Source organism: Streptomyces decoyicus (assembly GCF_019880305.1).
In the GTDB taxonomy this organism is placed as follows: domain Bacteria; phylum Actinomycetota; class Actinomycetes; order Streptomycetales; family Streptomycetaceae; genus Streptomyces; species Streptomyces decoyicus.
The window spans coordinates 4,490,258-4,510,213 of the sequence record NZ_CP082301.1 but is presented as its reverse complement, the minus strand read 5'-3'; the positions used below and the strand labels follow the sequence as shown (position 1 = coordinate 4,510,213).

18 protein-coding genes are annotated in these 19,956 nt (G+C 69.5%); 6 read left to right on the top strand and 12 right to left on the bottom strand.

Going from position 1 to position 19,956, the window contains the following annotated elements:
• Window positions 1-277: 277 nt before the first annotated feature.
• Window positions 278-1,927, bottom strand: a complete 1,650-nt coding sequence (locus tag K7C20_RS19800; protein ID WP_053208591.1) for a long-chain fatty acid--CoA ligase — start codon at window positions 1,925-1,927, stop codon at window positions 278-280.
• Window positions 1,928-2,491: 564 nt separating this feature from the next.
• On the opposite strand from K7C20_RS19800, the gene K7C20_RS19795 reads away from it, so the two are divergent.
• Window positions 2,492-2,734 carry a hypothetical protein gene (locus K7C20_RS19795; protein ID WP_030088677.1) on the top strand — a complete coding sequence of 81 codons (243 nt, stop codon included), beginning with the start codon at window positions 2,492-2,494 and terminating at the stop codon, window positions 2,732-2,734.
• 44 nt (window positions 2,735-2,778) lie between these two features.
• Here the strand turns inward: K7C20_RS19795 and K7C20_RS19790 are convergent, their stop codons facing one another.
• Window positions 2,779-4,596, bottom strand: a complete 1,818-nt coding sequence (locus K7C20_RS19790) for a SpoIIE family protein phosphatase (RefSeq protein ID WP_245170958.1) — start codon at window positions 4,594-4,596, stop codon at window positions 2,779-2,781.
• Window positions 4,597-4,768: 172 nt separating this feature from the next.
• Between K7C20_RS19790 and K7C20_RS19785 the strand changes: the two genes are divergently transcribed.
• Together K7C20_RS19785 and K7C20_RS19780 are read left to right on the top strand one after the other, a co-directional pair.
• On the top strand, window positions 4,769-9,184 hold the full coding sequence (locus K7C20_RS19785; RefSeq protein WP_245170959.1) for a HAMP domain-containing protein: 4,416 nt from the start codon (window positions 4,769-4,771) through the stop codon (window positions 9,182-9,184).
• The gene (locus tag K7C20_RS19780) at window positions 9,181-10,026 is read left to right on the top strand and encodes a response regulator (RefSeq protein WP_053208593.1); all 846 of its coding nucleotides are present in this window, start codon (window positions 9,181-9,183) and stop codon (window positions 10,024-10,026) included. Before K7C20_RS19785 ends, K7C20_RS19780 begins: the two co-directional genes overlap by 4 nt.
• A gap of 18 nt (window positions 10,027-10,044) precedes the next feature.
• Here the strand turns inward: K7C20_RS19780 and K7C20_RS19775 are convergent, their stop codons facing one another.
• From K7C20_RS19775 to K7C20_RS19760, 4 genes are all read right to left on the bottom strand, one after another.
• Window positions 10,045-10,227 carry a hypothetical protein gene (locus tag K7C20_RS19775; protein WP_030088664.1) on the bottom strand — a complete coding sequence of 61 codons (183 nt, stop codon included), beginning with the start codon at window positions 10,225-10,227 and terminating at the stop codon, window positions 10,045-10,047.
• On the bottom strand, window positions 10,227-10,385 hold the full coding sequence (locus K7C20_RS19770; RefSeq protein ID WP_160328694.1) for a hypothetical protein: 159 nt from the start codon (window positions 10,383-10,385) through the stop codon (window positions 10,227-10,229). The genes K7C20_RS19775 and K7C20_RS19770 overlap by 1 nt, the downstream gene beginning before the upstream one ends.
• 333 nt (window positions 10,386-10,718) lie before the next feature.
• A complete protein-coding gene (locus K7C20_RS19765) occupies window positions 10,719-11,678 on the bottom strand; it encodes a helix-turn-helix domain-containing protein (RefSeq protein ID WP_222892634.1) in 960 nt (319 codons plus the stop codon).
• Window positions 11,679-11,988: 310 nt separating this feature from the next.
• On the bottom strand, window positions 11,989-12,402 hold the full coding sequence (locus K7C20_RS19760; RefSeq protein WP_030088080.1) for an ATP-binding protein: 414 nt from the start codon (window positions 12,400-12,402) through the stop codon (window positions 11,989-11,991).
• A 111-nt stretch (window positions 12,403-12,513) separates the two neighbouring features.
• On the opposite strand from K7C20_RS19760, the gene K7C20_RS19755 reads away from it, so the two are divergent.
• Together K7C20_RS19755 and K7C20_RS19750 are read left to right on the top strand one after the other, a co-directional pair.
• Window positions 12,514-13,362, top strand: a complete 849-nt coding sequence (locus K7C20_RS19755) for a helix-turn-helix domain-containing protein (RefSeq protein ID WP_030088082.1) — start codon at window positions 12,514-12,516, stop codon at window positions 13,360-13,362.
• A complete protein-coding gene (locus tag K7C20_RS19750; protein ID WP_030088084.1) occupies window positions 13,359-13,628 on the top strand; it encodes a DUF397 domain-containing protein in 270 nt (89 codons plus the stop codon). Before K7C20_RS19755 ends, K7C20_RS19750 begins: the two co-directional genes overlap by 4 nt.
• 6 nt (window positions 13,629-13,634) lie before the next feature.
• Here the strand turns inward: K7C20_RS19750 and K7C20_RS19745 are convergent, their stop codons facing one another.
• Window positions 13,635-14,003: a cupin domain-containing protein gene (locus K7C20_RS19745; protein WP_030088086.1), complete on the bottom strand. Its 369-nt coding sequence runs from the start codon at window positions 14,001-14,003 to the stop codon at window positions 13,635-13,637.
• A gap of 49 nt (window positions 14,004-14,052) precedes the next feature.
• On the opposite strand from K7C20_RS19745, the gene K7C20_RS19740 reads away from it, so the two are divergent.
• Window positions 14,053-14,949, top strand: coding sequence for a helix-turn-helix domain-containing protein (locus K7C20_RS19740; RefSeq protein WP_030088088.1), 897 nt, complete (start codon window positions 14,053-14,055; stop codon window positions 14,947-14,949).
• Between the two features lie 121 nt (window positions 14,950-15,070).
• Here K7C20_RS19740 and K7C20_RS19735 read toward each other — a convergent pair whose 3' ends face one another.
• The 5 genes from K7C20_RS19735 to K7C20_RS19715 form a co-directional block, all read right to left on the bottom strand.
• Window positions 15,071-16,105 carry a hypothetical protein gene (locus K7C20_RS19735; protein WP_053208728.1) on the bottom strand — a complete coding sequence of 345 codons (1,035 nt, stop codon included), beginning with the start codon at window positions 16,103-16,105 and terminating at the stop codon, window positions 15,071-15,073.
• Between the two features lie 361 nt (window positions 16,106-16,466).
• The gene (locus tag K7C20_RS19730) at window positions 16,467-17,003 is read right to left on the bottom strand and encodes a SigE family RNA polymerase sigma factor (RefSeq protein ID WP_030088092.1); all 537 of its coding nucleotides are present in this window, start codon (window positions 17,001-17,003) and stop codon (window positions 16,467-16,469) included.
• A 273-nt stretch (window positions 17,004-17,276) separates the two neighbouring features.
• On the bottom strand, window positions 17,277-18,443 hold the full coding sequence (locus K7C20_RS19725) for a lipid-transfer protein (protein ID WP_053208729.1): 1,167 nt from the start codon (window positions 18,441-18,443) through the stop codon (window positions 17,277-17,279).
• Window positions 18,440-18,832, bottom strand: coding sequence for a MaoC family dehydratase (locus K7C20_RS19720; protein WP_030088095.1), 393 nt, complete (start codon window positions 18,830-18,832; stop codon window positions 18,440-18,442). Before K7C20_RS19720 ends, K7C20_RS19725 begins: the two co-directional genes overlap by 4 nt.
• The gene (locus K7C20_RS19715) at window positions 18,829-19,956 is read right to left on the bottom strand and encodes an acyl-CoA dehydrogenase family protein (RefSeq protein WP_053208730.1); all 1,128 of its coding nucleotides are present in this window, start codon (window positions 19,954-19,956) and stop codon (window positions 18,829-18,831) included. The genes K7C20_RS19720 and K7C20_RS19715 overlap by 4 nt, the downstream gene beginning before the upstream one ends.

Genomic DNA, 19,956 nt, shown 5'->3' with positions numbered 1-19,956 from the left:
GTCGGCGGGGTCCGCGGGGGCCGGTAACGGTCGGCGGGGATCAGCAGGGTCGGCAAGGTCGGCAGGGGTCTGCCGAAGCGACCCCTACGGGCCGCTCCGGCCCCGTACACGCACCGCCCGCGCCCCGTACACGCACCACCGAGCCCCGTAAACACACCGACCGGCCCCGTACGCACAGGCAGCTGACCGGCCCCGTACGCACAGGCAGCTGACCGGCCCCGTACACACAGACAGCTGGCCGGCCGGGCGCCCGGCCCGCGGACGCCCGGCCGTCGGCTCACGCCAGCAACGTCACGTCCAACTCGCCCTCGGCGTACTGCCGGCGCAGCACCTTCTTGTCGAACTTCCCCACGCTCGTCTTGGGCACCGCCGGAATCACGGCCCACCGCTCCGGCAGCTGCCAGCGCGCGATCCGCTCGCCGAGGAACGCCTGCAGCTCCTCGTACCCGATGGTCGCGCCCTGGGTGAGCACCACCGTCGCCAGTGGCCGCTCGCCCCACTTGTCGTCGGGTACGGCGACCACCGCGGCCTCCGCGACATGCGGGTGGGCCATCAGGTGGTTCTCCAGCTCGACCGAGGAGATCCATTCGCCGCCGGACTTGATGACGTCCTTGGCGCGGTCGGTCAGCGTCAGATAGCCGTTCGGGGTGATGGTGCCGACATCGCCGGTGCGCAGCCACCCGTCGGGGCTGAACTTGTCCTCGGGGCGCAGCGGTTCGCCCTGTGCGCCGCCGTAGTAGGCACCGGCGATCCACGGCCCGCGGACCTCCAGCTCGCCCGCGGCCACGCCGTCGCTCGGGAGCTGTTCGCCGTTGGGGCCGATCAGCCGTGCCTCGACGGAGGCGGGGAAGCGGCCCTGGGTGGCGCGGTAGGCCCACTCGTCGTCGCCGCTGACTCCGGCCGGCGGGTGGGCGACGCTGCCCAGCGGGGAGGTCTCGGTCATGCCCCAGGCGTGGACGACGCGGATGCCGTGGCGCTCCTCGAAGCCGCGCATCAGGGCGGGCGGGCAGGCGGAGCCGCCGATGACGACGGTCCGCAGGCAGGCGACATCGCGCTGCTTGGCATCCAGATCGGCCAGCAGCCCCTGCCAGATGGTGGGCACGGCGGCGCCGATGGTGGGACGTACGGTCTCGATCATCTCGGCGAGCGGCGCGGGCTGGAGGAAGCGGTCCGGCATCAGCAGCGAGGCACCGGCCATGAAGGCGGCGTGCGGCAGGCCCCAGGCGTTGACGTGGAACATCGGCACGACGGGGAGCGTGATGTCGCGCGAGGTGAGCGCGAACGCCTCGGCGGTGTTGACCTGCATCGAGTGCAGATAGAGCGAACGGTGGCTGTAGAGCACGCCCTTGGGGTCGCCGGTGGTTCCCGAGGTGTAACAGAGCGCCGCGGCCTCCCGCTCGTCGATCTCCGGCCACGCGTAGCTCTCCGGTCGCCCGGCGATCAGCTCTTCGTAGTCGTGCACCCGCGCCCGGCCGCCCGTTACCAGGGAGTGGTCGCCGGGGCCGACGACAACGACGTGTTCGATGTTGGGCAACTGCGGCAGCAACGGGGCGAGCAGCGGCAGCAGGGTGCCGTTGGCGAGCACGACCCGGTCCTCGGCATGGTTGATGATCCACACCAGCTGCTCGGCGGGCAGCCGCAGATTGAGCGTGTGCAGCACCGCCCCCATGGAGGGGATCGCGAGATAGGCCTCCAGGTGCTCCGCGTTGTTCCACATGAGCGTGCCGACCCGTTCCTCGTCGGCGACGGACAGCTCCTCGCGCAGCGCATGGGCCAGCTGTGCGGCCCGGCGGCCCACCTCGGCGAAGGTGCGCCGGTGCGGATCTCCCTCGGTCCAGGTGATGACCTGAGACTCGCCGTGAACCGTCGCCCCGTGGGACAGGATTCGCGAGACGGTGAGCGGTACGTCCTGCATCGTGCTGAGCACCGGGTGCCTCCGCTTTGTTACGGGCGGGTAGTGGTGCTGAGATTGTCAGCGCATACCGATCGGTATGTCACGCCCTCCGGGGTGTGTTCTTACCCGCTCATGCCGGAATGTGGCCCTCAGCGGGGTCGCACCAGGCGCACGACAACCAACAACGAGCCCCCTCGCGCCGTCGCGCGCCTACCCGTCCCCTCGGTCGATCCTGCGGTCGTCCCCTCGGTCGATCCTGTGGTCGTCCCCTCGGTCGATCCTGCGGTCGATCCTGTGGCCGATCCGGCCCGCCCGTCCGTCGAGGCCCCCGCTGCAGCCCGTAGTCGAATGTGTCGTCACGCGTCCGGCCCCCGGTGAAGCCGCCGCCGGGGGGGACGGCCGTGACCCGTCAGGTCCCCGGCAGCCTTCACCCGCAGGAAAGGCCCTTACGGCACGTTACTTGTGCGGTATCCGGCGGGGCCGGCACGCCGGCGGTCACCCGGTTAGTCAGCAGCGGGTTACTCAGCGCCGGGTCACTCCGTTAGTCGGCTACTCAGTCACTCGGCTACTGGGTCTCGTCTACTGAAGGAGCGTCCTATGCGCCCCCACCTCGGTCGTTGCCTCGTCCTTGCCGCCCTGGGCGGTGCGAGCGTGCTCGCGTCCGGTGTCGCTCAGGCGGCGCCGCAGGCCGCACAGGTCCAGCGGTCCTCCGGCGACGGCCTGTCGCTCGGCCGCCCGCTGTTCAGCGGGCAGTTCGACCCCGTCGGCGGTATGGGCGGCGGGGTGATCTCCGGCGGCGGGAGGCCGGTGTTCACCCACGCCGACGGCGGCAGGTCGTGACGCCGCGGCGCTGACCGCCCGTCCCCGGTGGGCCGGCCGGCCGCTCACGGGCGCCGTTCGGCCGCCGGGGTCACCGCCTGGAGCACCAGCACCGACAGATCGTCCTCGACCGGGCCGGTGCCGAAGTCGTGTGCGGCGCGGCGTACGTGCTCGGCGAGGGCCTTGGCGCCCAGCCCCATGCCGTCCCGCATCACCTCGATCAGACCGTCGTTGTCGTCCAACTGCCAGTTGCCGCAACGGCGTTCGGTGACCCCGTCGGTCACGCACAGCAGCGTCTCGCCCGGTGCGAGGTGGAAGGTGCTGGCGTGGAATTCGGTGCCCCCGTCGATGCCGAGCAGCATCTGGGGGTCGGAGGCCGCCTCCACGGCGCCGTCGACGAACATGTGCAGCGGCGGCGGATGGCCGGCGGTGGCGACCGTGCAGCGGGCTCCGGGTACGCCCGGAGCGACCTCCAGCTCGCCGTACAGCAGGCTCAGGAAGCGGGAGGCGGCCTGTTCGCCGCCCAGCTCCACCGCCTCCGCGCTCTCCTCGGCCATGGCCAGATTCAGCCTGCCGAGCACCGACTCGACGCCATGCCCCTCCCGGGCCAGCAGCCGCACCAGATGGCGGGCCAGGCCGGTCACGGACATCGCCTCCGGGTCCTTGCCCTGTACGTCCCCGAGCAGGAAGCACCAGCGGCGGTCGCCCATCGGAAAGACGTCGTAGAAGTCGCCGCCGACGGTCTGCCCCTCGCCGTGCGGCTCGTAGACGATCGCGGTGTCGACGCTGGGGATGCTGGCGAGCGTCGCGGGCAGCTGCCTTCGCTGGAGCGCCAGGCTGATCGTGGTCTGCCGGGTGTACTGACGGGCGGTGTACACGGCCTGCGCGACCCGGCGTGCCACGTCCTCGACCATCCGCACCACGGTGTCGGTCATCTGGAGGTGCCCGGCCCGCCCGAGCAGCAGCATGCCCTGCTCGGCGTCCCGGGCGATCAGCGGGAAGGCGAGCGCGGAGCCGCCCGAGGGAGCCGCACCGGCGCAGTCCGGCCAGGGCCAGGGGGTGCCGGCGGTGCTGACGATGTCGGCCGGCGGGTCCCGTTCCAGTTCGGCCCGGAGGGGGGTGATCCGCCGCTCGTCGACATGCCAGACCCGGGAGAGCTGCACCCCGCCGCCCTCGGTGCTCAGCCAGATGGCGCACCAGTCGGCGAGCCGGGGCACCAGCAGCTGGGCGGCGAGCGCGGTGACCATGTCCTGGTCGAGCTGCCCGGCCAGCAGTTCGCTGGTCTCGGCGAGGAAGGACGGGCCGCCGCGGTCGGCCCATTCGGCGGCGAACCTGTGCGGGCGGCCGCGCGGGGCCACGGGGTGGGGGTGGGCCGAACGAACGGGAGGCTCGGGGGCGCGCGCCTCGGCCCTGGGCACGGCACTGATGCGTCCGGGCTCCCCCTCGGTGGCCTCCAGACGGAACCACACGGTCTTCACGGCCCGGCGGTAGGTCACGCCCCAGGACTCCGCCAGCGCGCTCACCAGCTGGAGTCCGTACCCCGGCTCTCCGGTGCGGGCATCCACCCCGCCGCGGACGCGCCGGGCGGGATGGCGGTCGGAGACCTCCAGCACCACTCCCACCTTGGCCGGGCGGCGCTCCCCGTCGCCCTCGGCGGGCGGCCGGTCGTGCTCCAGGCGGCAGGTCACATCGATATCGGTACCGGCGTACATCACGGCATTGGTGACCAGCTCGCTGGTGAGCAGGACGGCGTCGCTGATCAGCTCCGAGCTGATCGCGGCCGCACCGGGCCCGGCCGTGGCGGGTGGGGCACCCGCCCGTTCGATGAGCAGCGCGCGCACGAATTTACGTGCGCCGGCGGCCGCGAGCTGGTTCGCGGGCAAGCCTTTCCGGGACACGCATTCCGTCGCGGACGGGGAGGACAGCGGTACCACTGCGCCCCCTGAAAGTGCCGGGAAAAACTAATTACAAGCGCTTTATACTATGTCATATCTGCCCAAATGGATCTCTGCCCGACCGGTTTCTCCACATCGATCACTGGGGGGATGGTGTGCCATGGCGCTCGACCCGTCCCGGCCCGAGCCTGCTTCTCCGCCCCCAGAGCCTCCCGAGCCCGCCGAGCCCCCGCAGCCCGGCGGCTCCCGGCACGACGGACAGTGGGTGCGGACCGGTGAGCTACGGCCGTTGCTCGCGGCGATGAACGCGCTGCGCGACGGTGATTTCACCGCACGCGTGGAGATCCCGCAGGACAGCACCTCCACCGATGGCGTGCTGGCCGACATGACCGGCGTCTTCAACCAGGTCGTCGCCCGCAACGCCCATCTGGCCTCCGAGCTCCAGCGCGTACGCAGCGAGATCATCCGGCAGGGCCGGCTGGACGAGCGGATCACCGCGAGCCCCGGCCAGGGGACCTGGACGACGAACATCGAGGCGGCCAACACGGTCCTCGAAGCGCTGGTGGTCCCGCTCGCCAAGGCCACCCGGGTGCTGGACGCGGTGGCCGACGGCGACCTGACCCAGCGGGTCGATCTGCACGACGGCAACCGCCAGCTCCGCGGCGATCTGCGCCGGCTGGGCAGCGGGGTGAACCGCATGGTCGACCAGCTGTCGCTGTTCACCGGCGAGGTCACCCGGGTCGCCCGTGAGGTCGGCACCGAAGGGCGGCTCGGCGGCCGGGCCAAGGTCCAGGGGCTCTCCGGCGACTGGCTCCATGTGACCGAGGCGGTCAACACCATGGCGTCACGGCTGACCGCGCAGGTCAGGGACATCGCCGTGGTCACGACCGCGGTGGCCACCGGCGACCTGACCCAGCAGGTGACGGTCGAGGCCACCGGCGAGCTGCTGGAGCTGAAGCTCACCGTCAACAAGATGGTGGACCAGCTGCGGGCGTTCGCCGACGAGGTCACCCGCGTCGCCCGCGAGGTCGGCACGGAGGGCCAGCTGGGCGGCCGCGCGCAGGTCAGGGGCGTCTCCGGGGTCTGGAAGGACCTCACCGACAACGTCAACTTCATGGCGTCCAACCTGACCTGGCAGGTCCGCAACATCGCCCAGGTCACCACGGCCGTCGCCAACGGCGACCTGAGCCAGAAGATCACCGTGGACGCACGGGGCGAGATCCTGGAGCTGAAGTCGACGATCAACACCATGGTCGACCAGCTCTCCGCCTTCGCCGACGAGGTCACCCGCGTCGCCCGCGAGGTCGGCACCGAAGGCCGGCTGGGCGGCCGAGCGCAGGTCAGGGGCGTCTCCGGGGTCTGGCGGGACCTCACCGAAAGCGTCAACTTCATGGCGGACAACCTGACGTCGCAGGTCCGCAACATCGCACTGGTCGCCACCGCCGTCGCGGAGGGCGACCTCGGCAAGACGATCACCGTGGAGGCGAAGGGCGAGATCCTGGAGCTGAAGACCACGATCAACACCATGGTCGACCAGCTCTCCGCCTTCGCCGACGAGGTCACCCGCGTCGCCCGCGAGGTCGGCACCGAAGGAAACCTGGGCGGTCAGGCGCAGGTCAGGGACGTCTCCGGGGTCTGGAAGGACCTCACCGACAACGTCAACTTCATGGCGCTGAACCTGACCTCGCAGGTCCGCAACATCGCCCAGGTCACCACGGCCGTCGCCAACGGCGATCTGTCCAAGAAGATCGATGTGGACGCACGGGGCGAGATCCTGGAGCTGAAGGACACGGTCAACACGATGGTCCAGCAGCTGCGGGCGTTCGCGGACGAGGTCACCCGGGTGGCCCGCGAGGTCGGCACCGAAGGCCGGCTGGGCGGCCGGGCCCAGGTCCATGGCGTCTCCGGCGTCTGGAAGAACCTCACCGACAACGTCAACTCCATGGCCGACAACCTGACGTCCCAGGTCCGCAACATCGCCCAGGTCGCGACCGCCGTCGCGAAGGGCGACCTGTCCAAGAAGATCGATGTGGACGCCCGCGGCGAGATCCTGGAACTGAAGACGACGATCAACACGATGGTCGACACCCTGTCCTCGTTCTCCTCCGAGGTGACCCGGGTGGCCCGCGAGGTCGGCAGCGAGGGCCAGCTCGGCGGCCAGGCCCGGGTCGAGGGCGTCTACGGCACCTGGAAGCGGCTGACGACCAGCGTCAACGAGCTGGCGCTGAACCTGACGACGCAGGTCCGCGCGATCGCCGAGGTGGCCAGCGCCGTCACCCAGGGCGATATGTCGGGCTCCATCTCCGTGGAGGCCCAGGGTGAGGTCGCCGCCCTGAAGAACAACATCAACCTCATGGTCGCCAATCTCCGCGAGACCACCCGCGCCAAGGACTGGCTGGAGTCCAACCTCGCCCGTATCGCCAGCCTGATGCAGGGCCACCGCGACCTGGTCGAGGTCGCCGACCTGATCCTGCGCGAGCTGACCCCGCTGGTGAATGCGCAGTTCGGCGCGTTCTTCCTGGCCGAGGCGGGCGCCGAACCCGGCGAGGGCCTGGAGCTGATCGCCGGTTACGGCACCGGCCAGCCCGAGGGCCGCCGCTCCCTGCCGCGGCTGCGCCTGGGCACCCCCGGCTGGGGCCTGATCACCCAGGCCGCCATGGAGAAGAAGCGCATCGTCGTCGAGGCCGTACCGCCCGACTACATCACCATCAGCTCCGGACTCGGTGCCGCGGCCCCGGCCAGCATCGTCATCCTCCCGATCCTCTTCGAGGACCAGGTGCTCGGCGTGATCGAGCTGGCCTCCTTCAGCCGGTTCAGCGAGGTCCACCTCGCCTTCATCGACCAGTTCGTGAACACCATCGGCGTCTCGATCAACACCATCATCGCCAACTCCCGTACGGAATCGCTGCTTTCGGAATCCCAGCGGCTGACCGCCGAGCTCCGCCAGCGCTCCGACGAGCTCCAGCTGACGAATGCCGAGCTGGAGGAGAAGGCGGCCCTGCTCGCCACCTCCTCCCAGTACAAGTCGGAGTTCCTGGCGAACATGTCGCATGAGCTGCGCACCCCGCTGAACTCCCTGCTGGTGCTCTCCCGGCTCCTCGCCGACAACCCCGACGGCCGGCTCTCCTCCCAGGAGGTGGAGTTCGCCGTCACCATCCACCGCGCGGGCTCCGACCTGCTCCAGCTCATCAACGACATCCTCGATCTGTCGAAGATCGAGGCCGGCCGGATGGACGTCCACCCCAAGACCCTGCCGCTGATCAAACTGCTCGACTACGTCCGCGCCACCTTCAAGCCGCTCACCGTCGACCGCGGCCTGACCTTCGACGTCAGGGTCGGCGAGAACGTCCCCAAGGAGCTCTTCTCCGACGAACAGCGCCTCCAGCAGATCCTCCGCAACCTCCTGTCCAACGCCGTGAAGTTCACCTCCTCCGGCAGCGTGGAACTCATCGTCCAGCGCGTACCGGGCACGGAATTCGAGGAGGAGTCCCTGCGCACCGCGGACGACGTCATCGCGCTCTCCGTGAAGGACACCGGAATCGGCATCTCACCGGAGAAACTCGACGGCATCTTCGAGGCGTTCCAGCAGTCCGACGGCACCACCAACCGCAAATACGGCGGCACCGGTCTCGGCCTCTCCATCAGCCGCGACATGGCCTCGCTGCTCGGCGGCCGGATCATCGCCGAGAGCGAGCCGGGCGTCGGCTCGACCTTCACCCTGTATGTGCCCGCGCGCTACACCGGGCCCTTCCCCGCGCCGAGCCCCACCGCCGCGACCCGCCCCGCGGACATCACCGCACAGGCCGGCCCCGCGCGCCCCGTCCTGGCCGAACAGCTCACGGCCGCGCCCAGCCCCGCGAGCACCTCGGCCTCGCCGAGCTCAGCCTCCGGTGACGTCTTCCCCGCCAAGACGGAGCAGGAGCAGACCCCGCACCTGGGAACCCACTCCCCCGACGGCAGCGATGTCACCTGGCCCGAGACCACCCGCCTCAAGGACTGGCTCAGCGGACGCCCCGGCGAGGTGCTGGTCAACCGCCGCATCCTCATCGTCGACGACGACATCCGCAATGTCTTCGCGCTCACGCATGTACTGGGCCGGGTCGGCATCCGCGTCAAGTACGCCGAGAACGGCCGCGAGGGCCTGGAGGTCCTCGACCGGACGCCGGACGTCTCGCTGGTGCTGATGGACATCATGATGCCCGAAATGGATGGTTACGAGATGATCAAGGCGATCCGACAAGCGCCCAGATTCGCGGACCTGCCGGTCATCGCGCTCACCGCGAAGGCCATGCCGGGCGACCGCGAAAAGGCGATCGAGAGCGGTGCCAACGACTACATCCCCAAACCGGTGGACGTGGACCGGCTGCTGACCGTGATCTGCGGCCTGCTGGACCCGGAGAACTGCGGTATGGCCCCGGCCCCTGATCCCGACAGCCCGGAGAGCCCGGAGAACCCCGCCAACCCGGAGAGCTGTGACACCGCAGAGACCGCCGGGAGTCCCGACAGCCCCCGGAGCGCCGACGACGGCGAGAGTGCAGACCAGGCCGACCAGCGACCGACGGGGGAGCCGTCATGACGACCGCACCGGACACCTCAGCCGGCATCCTCATCGTCGACGACATGGAGGAGAACCTCGTCGCACTGGAAGCCGTACTGAGCTCCCTCAGCCAGAAAGTGGTCCGCGCGCGCTCCGGCGAAGAGGCCCTCAAGGCCATGCTGCGCGAGGAGTTCGCGGTCGTTCTCATCGATGTGCTGATGCCGGGCATGAACGGTTTCGAGACCGCCGCCAACATCAAGGGCCTGGACCAGACGAAAGACGTCCCGATCATTCTCCTCACCGGCGCCTCGGTCGACCCGAACTACGCCTACCGCGGCTACACGGTCGGCGCCGCCGACTTCCTCATCAAGCCCTTCGATCCCTGGCTGCTGCGCACCAAGGTGAACGTCTTCCTCGACCTCCATCGCAAGAACCGTCAACTGGCCGCCCAGGCGGAGCAGTTGAAGCGTCTGCTGACGTCGGAAGACCACCCTGGGGACGAGGGGCCGTCGCCCGCCACCACGACGCCCACGACGACGCCCACGGCCGCGACCACCGCCACGATCACCGCCGGAACGGATGCGGCTTCGCCGTCGCCGCCGGCCTCGCCCGCGGGGTCGCCGACGATGTCGCCCTCGGTGTCGGCCGAGCACCCTCCCCTTCCCCCGGAAGGCCCCGGTGCCCCGCCGCCTCCCGAGCCGCCCCCGCAGCCCGCGGCGCCCGCCTCCGACGCCTCCCGCCTCGCGGACATCGCCGGCCAGCTCGCCGAGGTGGAACTCCTCCTGCGTGACGCAAAAGGCTCCGACAAGAAGCGTCTCGCCGACCGCATCACCGAATTGGAGCAGGCGGTGGGGCGGTTGATGGTGAGCCGGGGGACTTGAAGAGTGACGCCGGGAAAGTTACAGAGACTGTCCTTCTTGGGGGCTCTTGCCGCGAGGTCCCGGCACCTTGTCGACAGTAAAGGCGTAAATTCCGCCCAGCGCGAATGTGGACAGATACTGAGCCCAGATGAAGTCATCCAGCACGCTGTTCACCGCAATGACCACGCCGGCCCAGAGCACAGTAAATACAATCTTGCCCATCAGAATTCCCTAAGCCCGCAGGAGAGCGAGGAGAGGCAGCCGGTGGCCCCGGCAACGACGGCCTTGCCCGCGGCGCCCTTGACCACGTCCTCGCTGACGTGGCGGCCGACGGTCAGCGCTCCGGCCCCACCGATCGCCCCCGAGGAAATACTCTTCATCGAATTGTCCCCGATTCAACTTTTCATTCAGGGCGGCATGGGTCAGATACCGCGCCCTCTTGGTCCTCAACGAAAGTACTAGCTGGTAGCTGTATCCGGAACCCGCGTTTAGCGGATCTTGAGCGTGATGATTTTGTGAAACTCTCGCGTGACAGTCAATGGTGGCGTTTCGGCTGACTGATAACTCGATGTCCAACTATCCGTAGACGCGGGCATGTCGCCAAGCGCGCCGGTGGTACTGTCAACTCCCGCTAAACCGTGGGCAGTTCACTCGGCTGTTGGTCGATAGCGCGTTGGGTCGAGGAAGAACCGCCGGCCTGCCGGCCGGAGCGCTCAGCTCAACTTCATGCCTCTCTGCTCTTTGCTCTGACGTCCCGGCTGACGGCAGTCGCGGCAGCGGCCCGGGACAGGGGCGCGGAAGGCACGCTCGCAGCCGTCGCAGGTCTGGAGCGGGGGTGGTGGGGCCGTGGGGGTGGAGGGGGTTGCCGCCGGGAGAGGTGGCGGCAGGAGCTCTGCGAGCCGGTGGGCGAGTAGTGCTGCCGGGTGGCGGAGGGTCGGGGGGAGGCCGGTGGTCAGGGCGCTGTGTACGGCGTCCGGGGACGCGCCGCGCTCCAGCCAGGCGGCCACGGGCGGGGTGAGACGGTGGATATCCCGTACGGAGAGCAGGAGGCGGGGATCGTCACGGCGGAGGTTGGCCAGGAGGGCGGCGGCCGAGGTGTGGTGGTCGCGGGTGGCGGGTTCCGGTAGTTGCGCGAGCTGCGGACGTCGGTGCGGCGGGGGTGCGGGCTCCGTTCGTCCGTGCGGAGGCTCAAGAGCCGGGGCCGGGGCCGGGCATGGGGCCGGGGCCGGGGCCGGAGCGGCAGGGGGCGGCGGTTCGGCGGCGGTGCGGCGCTTGGTCTGCGCGGCGTCCTCGCGTGCGCGGCGGGCGCGGGTGGCCGCCGGGTTGTTGTACGAGATCGTGACCGTGACCATCCGCCCGTCGTCGGTGCGCCGCCGGACCCGTTCGAGGTAGCCGTACGCCTCCAACTCCCGTAAGGCGGCGGCGATCCGGCCCCGCCCCTCCGGGAACCTCTTCGCGAGCGTACGGACGTCGACCGGCGCGCCCTCGGGCAACGACTGGATGTAGGCGGCGAGCCCGATCGCCAGGCCGGACAGGGATCGGTGCTGGGTGAGGTGATTGCCGACGATCGTGTAGCCGGGGTCCTGGTGTTCGGTGACTTTGCGGACGCCGGACGGGGATCGGTGAACGTCGTACCGGGCGCGCGCAGGCGCATTAAACTGCTGCTCAGCCATCAGGAAGCTTGCTTCTTCCTCGTTGGTCAGGCCCTCGATCGGGATGCCAGTCCCGGCCGGGGGCCGTCGCATGTCTGCGGTTGGTTTGGGTTGTTGTTACCGAGAGTGCATGGGCGGGGGCCGCGGAGGCCAGCCTTCCGGTCGTGGATCACCCGAGTGAGTGACGGCGGCGGGGCGCCCAGGGCCGGTTGGGCTGGGTGGGGTCGGTTTCTGTACCTGGGGTTATGGGGTCCTTTACAGGCCGAAACCCCGGCGCGCGGCACACCGAAGCCCGGTTTTCCGGCCTCCGGTTGACGGGCGGCCGACCGCCTCATCGGCCCCACATCGGTAGGTCGAATTCCGCCCAGACCGTTTTGCAGGGGAAGGGTCCCCGTCGGGTGCCCCAGCGGTCGGCGAGCGCGTCGACCAGGATCAGACCGTGGCCCGATTCCCGTAGGCCTGAGCCCTGTGGGTCCGGGAGCCGGTCACCGCGGGCATCCGTCACTTCGATACGGAGCGTGTCCGCGTCGGACAGAACGGCGAGGCGGAAGTCCCGGCCCGGCACGAGGCCGTGCGACGCGGCGTTCGCGGCCAGCTCGGCAATGACCTGAGCCGGGCCTTCGAACGGCAGCCCCCAGGACCGGAGTTGCTCAGTCGCGAGAAGCCGCGCGAGACGGGCGCCCCGGCGGGTGGCGGACAGCTGGACGTGGAACGTGAGCTTGTGCTCGGCGATTTCCTGATTCACGTCACTCAGCGTGGTCGTGCGTGCTTACGCTGAATAGTGATAACGCCAGTACGCATGGTGATGTCCAGGATTTGTCCAGGGGCGTCCCCGCTGTCCAGGAGGTGGAAGCGGATGAATGTTGACGGTGCGGAAGACGGGGGTTGGGAACTCGACCCGGAAGATGACGCACAGGCGGCCGTGGAGACGGTCGGGCGCCAGCTCAAATTGTGGCGGGAGGCCGCCGGGCTACGCCCGGCAGAGTTCGGCGCGGCCGTCGGGTACGGGGAGAACCTCATCTACAAGATCGAGCGCGGCAGCCGCATCCCACGCCCGGAGTTCCTCGAAAGGGCCGATGAGGTCTTAGGCGCGGGCGGCAAGATCGCCGCAATGAAGAAGGATGTGGAGCGAGCCCGGTACCCGAAGAGGATTCGCGACCTGACGAGGTGGGAAGCCGAGGTCGTCGAGCTGGGCGCGTATGGCAATCACAACCTGCATGGGCTGTTGCAGACGAAGGAGTACACACGCGCACTGTTCGAGATGCGCCGCCCTGCCTACTCGCCAGACAAAGTGGAACGCGAGGTGACCGCGCGCATTGCTCGACAGTCGATCTTCGCCCGCACTCCTGCACCGGCGCTCATGTTCGTCCAGGAAGAGGTGACACTGCGCCGCCCCATTGGAGGCACAATGGTTCTGCGACAACAGCTCGAACACCTGTTGGAGGTAGGTCAGTTGCGGAACGTCGAAGTCCAGGTGATGCCGACGAACCTCGACGACCATGCCGGGATGGGCGGTGAGATCGAGATCCTGAAGTTCGGGGACGGGTCAGTAGTGGGTCGCCCCGATGACCAGTTCACCAGCCGTCTGATCTCCAGCCCGAAAGAGACCCGGATCCTGGAACTGCGGTATGGCATCATCCGGGCCCAGGCTCTCACGCCCCGGGAGTCGATGGCCTTCATCGAGAAAGTGCTGGGAGAGACATGACACTCAAGCCCTCTGCCGGAGACGCTTCCGAGCTGGAGTGGACCAAGAGCAGCTACAGCGGCCAAGGTAACGGCAACGAGTGCGTCGAAGTCGCCTGGCAGAAGAGCAGCTACAGCGACAGCAGTAACGGCCATGACTGCATCGAAGTCGCCCCCACCCCCCACACCATCCACATCCGCGACTCCAAGAACCCCCACGGCCCGCAGCTCCACCTCCGGCCCGCCGCTTGGGCGGACTTCGTCGCGTACGCCGCCGCCGGGCGCTGACGCGCGTCAGAGGGCCTCTGGCGCCTTGCTCCTGGGCCCTCCCGCGTCGCCCGTGTTGAGCGTGCCGGTCGGTTCGAGGAGCAGGATGGCGGTCTCTTCGTCCGCCACCGGGCAGTGTTCGACGCCTCGGGGAACCACGTACAGCTCGCCGGGGCCGAGCACCACATCGCCGTCCCTGAGCTGAAGGGTGAGCCGGCCGCTGATGACCAGGAACAGTTCGTCGGTGTCCTCGTGCGTGTGCCAGACGAACTCGCCCTTGAGCTTGGCGAGTTTGACCTCGTAGTCGTTGACGTCGGCGATCTTCTTCTGCGACCACAGGTCAGTGAACTGTGAGAGCTTGTCGGCGATATTGACGGGTACGGGAGAGTCAGTCATGCCATGAGACTGCCGTGCCCGGCCGTCGGCGGTCTTGTACGTTCCTGGCATGGCAGACGGCCCGCCCCGTACGAGGGTCAGCGCTTGGCGACCGCCCGTTGCGGGAATCGCCGAGGTCTTCCACGCGCACTTCACCGAGCACGCGTACCCGTCCCACACCCATGACACCTGGGCCCTGATGATCCTCAATGACGGGGCGGTCGACTTCGCGTGTGACCGCCACCGGCATGGCGTGACCGGGACCGGCACGGTCGTCCTGCTGCCTCCCGGTGTCGCCCATGACGGCAGGACCGTCACCGCGGCAGGATTCCGTAAGCGCGTGCTCTACCTCGACGCGACCGTCCTCCCCGAGGGCCTGACCGGCCGGGCGGTGGACGCCCCGGTCTTCGGCGATGTGCTGCTGCGCCATCGCATCCACCAGCTGCATATGTCCCTCGGCCACGCGGGCGACGCGCATGCGGGCGACTCTCCTGCGGACAGCGCTCAGGCGGACAGCGCTCAGGCGGACAGGGCTCAGGCGGCCAGCGCTCAGGCGGGCGACGTCTTCGAAGCCGAATCCCGGTTGGCGTTCATCCGGGAGCGGCTGCATTTCCACCTGGATGCGCTGCGGCCGACGCGTACGCCAGGCCGTGAGGCGCACCGGCTGGCTGCCGTCTTGCGGGACCTCCTGGACTCCCGCCTGGCGACCGGTCTGTCCCTGCACGAGGCGGCCGCCGTCCTGCACGCCCACCCCACGCACTTGATCCGCTGCTTCAAGCAGACCTACGGCCTGCCGCCGCACGCCTATCTCACCGGCAAGCGCATCGAGTGGGCCCGTGGGCTTCTGCTCGACGGCAGGCGGCCGGCGGAGGTCGCGGCAACGGTGGGATTCCATGACCAAGCTCACCTGAACCGGCACTTCACGCGGCACGTGGGCACGACGCCGGCGCGCTACGCGGGCATGTGAGGACGGCCCCCGGCCGCCGAGGGGGCGCCAGACCATCCGTAACGTCACGCCACACCACGTCACGTCACGTCACGTCACGTCACGTGACAGGCGCCTCCCCGCCCGCGCAGGATGAGTGGCTCTATCGTGCCGCCGGCTGGTGGAGCCAGGGCGCGCTGGTGGCCCAGAACATGACGTCGGCACCGAGGGTGTTCGTGCCGAAATCGATGAACTCCTCCCGGGTGTACGGCTTCTTCGTCGTGGGGTTCTTGTATTCGAAGTCGGGCTCCTGTACGGCCATGGCCACGATGGGGAGCTTGCCGCGGTATTTCTTGAAGAAGGGGTACGAGTTTTCCATCTGTGCCGGGCGGTTCGGGAGGACGTCAGGTCCGCCCAGGCCGATTCCGTGCGACTTGGCGAACTCGAAGGTGCGCTTCATATAGTTGCGGCTGTTGTTCCATTCACCCGGCCAGAAGTTGACATACTGAATGAACTGCGTCTTGGTGAAGACCTTCTTGCCGTAGGCCATGTTGGCGAGTTCTGCCTTGAAGTAGGATTCGTGACTGTATCCAGTACGGTCCTTCTTGGTGTCCACTCCGGTAGCGGTTTCCGGAAGGTTCACCCCGGCGAGGCGCCCGTCGAATCGCTGCGCCAGCGCCTTCAGCAGATGCTGGAAACGGCCCCTCACCTGTGGGTTCCACTGCGCTGCGACCGCTCCGGGCTCACCGGGGCCGAGGCCGCTTTCGTTCGTTGTCGGAGCCGCGCCTCCCTTGTATTCCGGCTCACGCAACAGATAGTCCGGGAGCCTGGTCGGCGGTGCAAAGAACCGGTCCTGGATCTGGATGAACAGCTTCTTGTGGCGGGGCTGCAGATAGTTCAGCACCCGGTCGATCTCCGAGAAATCGTACTGATTCTTCTTCTGCTCGAGTGCCTTCCACGGCACCACCAGCTGCACGCCGTTGACATCGGGGCGATCGATCAGCGGTTTCACCTCTGTATCGAAATCCCCAATGGATGCGTACAAGTAGTTCTTCGCTGCCCTGTTGCCGAGTGCTGAGGCGGAAGCAGAAGCCTTGTCGGACGTCGGAGCGGGACCCGCGGCGGCCGTCGCGGCTACGCCTGCCAAGGTTATCGTCGTGAGCATTCCGACACCGACGGCAATTCGTTTGGTCACCATGAACCCCACCATGTGGCGCGGTTATTAGAGAGATGTAAGAACGCCACGACCAGCTACCCGGCCGAGCCTGATCCCGCCGGGCACGGCCTGAGGCCGTCAGGCGAGGCTCACTTCGTGGCGTGTCCTCCGGCCGTCGGGAGAGATGCGCAGCCGATGCCTTTCGATTCCGGGCCGGCCAGCGGATTTGCCCCATTCCTGCCCCTTTCGCCAGGCGCCACGGGCACGGCCACGGCCACGGCCACGGCCACGGCCACGGAGAGCGTATGAGTGGTCACGGCAGTGCCGATAGGGCGCATTGGCGGAGACACCCCTGACGTGCGCCCTGACGTGCTCCTCTGACGTGCTCGCCGACAGCGACGGATCAGGCCGAGATCATCGCCAGCTCCGGGTCTTCCCGGAGTTTGGCCAGGGCGCGGGAGACGGCGCTCTTGACCGTGCCGATCGAGACCTCCATGACCTCGGCGGTCTGGGCCTCGCTCAGGTCCTCGTAATACCTGAGGACGACCATGGCCCGCTGACGGGCGGGCAGGCGCATCACCGCGCGCCACATCGCGTCGCGCAGGCCCTGGAGTTCGGCCGGGTCGGGCGCCGGCAGCGGGTCCGGCTCCGGCAGCTCGTCGACGGCGAACTCGTCGACCTTGCGCTTGCGCCACTGGGACGTGCGGGTGTTGATCAGCGCGCGGCGGACATAGCCGTCCAGCGCGCGGTGGTCCTCGATGCGTTCCCAGGCCACGAAGGTCTTGGCCAGCGCGGTCTGGAGGAGGTCCTCGGCGTCGTTCGGGTTGGCGGACAGCGACCGCGCAGTGCGCAGCAGGACCGGCCCCCGGGCCCGTACATAGGACGAGAACGTCGGGAACACAGCGGCGGTCGAAGCGCTTGTGCACACTGGCGTGGTCATGTGGACCACGCTAGAAGCGAGGGTGGGGCGGGCGGATCGCCCCAAGGTGCCGAAGCACCATCCGCCTCAAGTTGTACGGGTGGGGCTTGCCCGACCTCCTCTGGGGGGACAGGGCAGGGCTTACCCCTAGGGCATTGATCACGGTACCGAGTGCCGGCGACCGCTGGGGAGCGAGTGCCGGTGACCGGTGGGGACAGAGTGCCGGTGACCGGTGGGGACACGTACCCCGTGGGTACGTGTACGGCCGCGGCGGGCGGGCGCGCTCCTCCGCGGTCAGCCGTCCGCGCCGAGGATCAGCCCCGAGGTCGGGACGCCGGTCCCGGCCGTGACCAGGACATGTGCGGGGCTGCCGGCCTGGTTGACGGAGGTGCCGCGGAGCTGGCGGACGGCCTCGGCGATGCCGTTCATGCCGTGCAGATAGGCCTCGCCGAGCTGGCCGCCGTGGGTGTTGAGGGGCAGGGTGTCCGCGGCGACGAAGTCCGCGGCCTCCCCGGGGGCGCAGAAGCCGAACTCCTCCAGCTGCATCAGCACGAAGGGCGTGAAGTGGTCGTAGAGGATCGCGACGTCGATATCGGCGGGGGTGAGGGCGGCGGTGCGCCAGAGCTGGCGGGCGACCACGTCCATTTCGGGGAGGCCGGTCAGGTCGTCGCGGTAGAAGCTGGTCATCTGCTCCTGGCCGCGGCCCGCACCCTGCGCCGCGGCCGTGATCAGCGCCGGCGGGTGGGGCAGCCCGCGGGCCCGCTCGGGCGAGGTCACCACGATCGCCTGGGCGCCGTCCGTCTCCTGGCAGCAGTCCAGCAGCCGCAGCGGCTCCACGATCCAGCGGGAGGCGGCGTGGTCGGCGAGGGTGATGGGCTTGTTGTAGAAGTACGCGGCCGGGTTGCGGGCGGCATGGCGGCGGTCGGTGACCGCGACCGGGCCGAAGGCGTCCGGGGTCAGCCCGTAGGTGTGCAGGTAGCGCTGGGCGGCCATGGCGACCCAGGAGGCAGGGGTGAGCAGGCCGAACGGGAGGTTCCAGCCGAGCGCCGCGCCCTCGGCGGTGGGCTCCCGCTGCTGTACGCCGGAGCCGAAGCGGCGGCCGGAGCGCTCGTTGAACGCGCGGTAGCAGACGACGACTTCGGCGATGCCGGTGGCGACCGCCAGGGCCGCCTGCTGGACGGTCGCGCAGGCCGCGCCGCCCCCGTAGTGGACCCGCGAGAAGAAGGACAGCTCGCCGATGCCGGCCGCCTGGGCGACGGTGATCTCGGGGTTGGTGTCCATGGTGAAGGTGACCAGGCCGTCGACGTCCGCGGGGGCCAGCCCAGCGTCGTCCAGGGCGGCGCGTACCGCCTCGACGGCGAGCGTCAGTTCGCTGCGGCCGGAGTTCTTGGAGAACTCGGTCGCGCCGATTCCGGCGATGGCGGCCCGGCCGCCGAGGGAATCGGGACGGTGGACGCTCATGCCGTGCCCTCCGGGAGGCCTACGGTCACCGTGCCGGTGACGTGGTGTCCGAGGCCGTTCGCTCCGACGACCCGCACCACCGCCGTACCGTCCGTCACCTCGGTGACGGTTCCGCTCAACACCATGGCGTCTCCCGGGTAGTTGGGGGCGCCGAGGCGGATGGCCACCTTGTGCAGGGTGCAGCGCGGTCCGAAGTGGTCGGTGAGGTAGCGGCCGACGAGCCCGTTGGTGGTGAGGATGTTCATGAAGATCTCCGGAGAGCCCTTCTGCTGGGCCGCCTCGGTGTCGTGGTGCACGTCCTGGTAGTCGCGGGAAGCGAGCGCCCCGGCGACGATCAGGGTGCGGGTGATGGGGATGGTGAGCGTCGGCAGCTCGTCACCGGCCTTCATCCGGTCTCCTCCCGGTCTTCGCGGTCCGTGGGCGATATCAGCAACTCCCCCAATTCCTCCAGGGCTTCGGCTCCCGCGCCCAGGTACCCGGCCAGTTGCCTGCCCCAGAGGAAATGCCGGTGGACGGGGTGGTCCACGTCGGCGCCGATACCGCCGTGCAGATGCTGGCCGGTGTGCACCACGCGGGTGCCCGCCTCGGACGCCCACCAGGCCGCGGTCAGCGCATGCGGCCCGGCGTCCAGGCCCGCGTCCCGGCGCCAGGCCGCCTCGTAGGCGGTGAGACGGATGGCCTCGGTGTCCATGTAGGCGTCGGCGGCGCGCAGCTGCACGCCCTGGTTCGTGGCGAGCGGGCGGCCGAACTGCTCGCGGGTGGTGGTGTGGGACACCGCACGGGCCAGGGAGCCGGCGCAGACCCCGGTCTGGAGTCCGGCGAAGGCGGTGCGGGCGAGGGCCAGGACGTCGTCGTAGGCGCGGGCGGTACGGGGGTGCGGGGAGGTGGTCTCCCGGCCCAGGCAGGCGGCAGGGGCGTCGTCCAGGGTGAGCCGGCCCGCCGACCATGGGGCGGTGGTCTCGACCGGGTCGCGCCGTACCCCGGTGTCGTCGGTACGTACGAGCCACAGCGTCCGCGTCGTCCCGTCCGGCACCAGTACATGGGTGGCCTCGCGCAGCCATGGCACCACGGGGACCGTGCCGGTCAGCCGCCCCGTGCCACCCCCGCCATCCGTGGCACTCGTGGCACCTGTGGCGCGCTCGGCCCGTACGCCGCCGCGCCGCGCCGGGAAGGCCCCGGTGGCGACCGCCTCGCCGTCCCGCAGCGCCGGCAGCAGCCGTGCCCGCTGCTCCGGGCTTCCGTGCGCGCCGATCGCCAGCAAGCCGTACACACAGGTCGCCGCGAACGGCACCTGCGCCGTCGTACGCCCCTGCTCCTCCAGCATCAGCACGAGTCCGAGCAGACCCGTCTCCTCCACCGCGCCCGGCAGACCCGCTGCGCACAGCGCCTTCCACAGTGCGGCGTCCGTGCCGCTGCCGCAGGCGGCGAGGCGGTCCGGCGTGGACAGATCGCCGAATATCTGCGCGGCCAGTTCGCGGGCCGCCGCCTGCTCCGGAGTGGGCGTGAAGTCCAT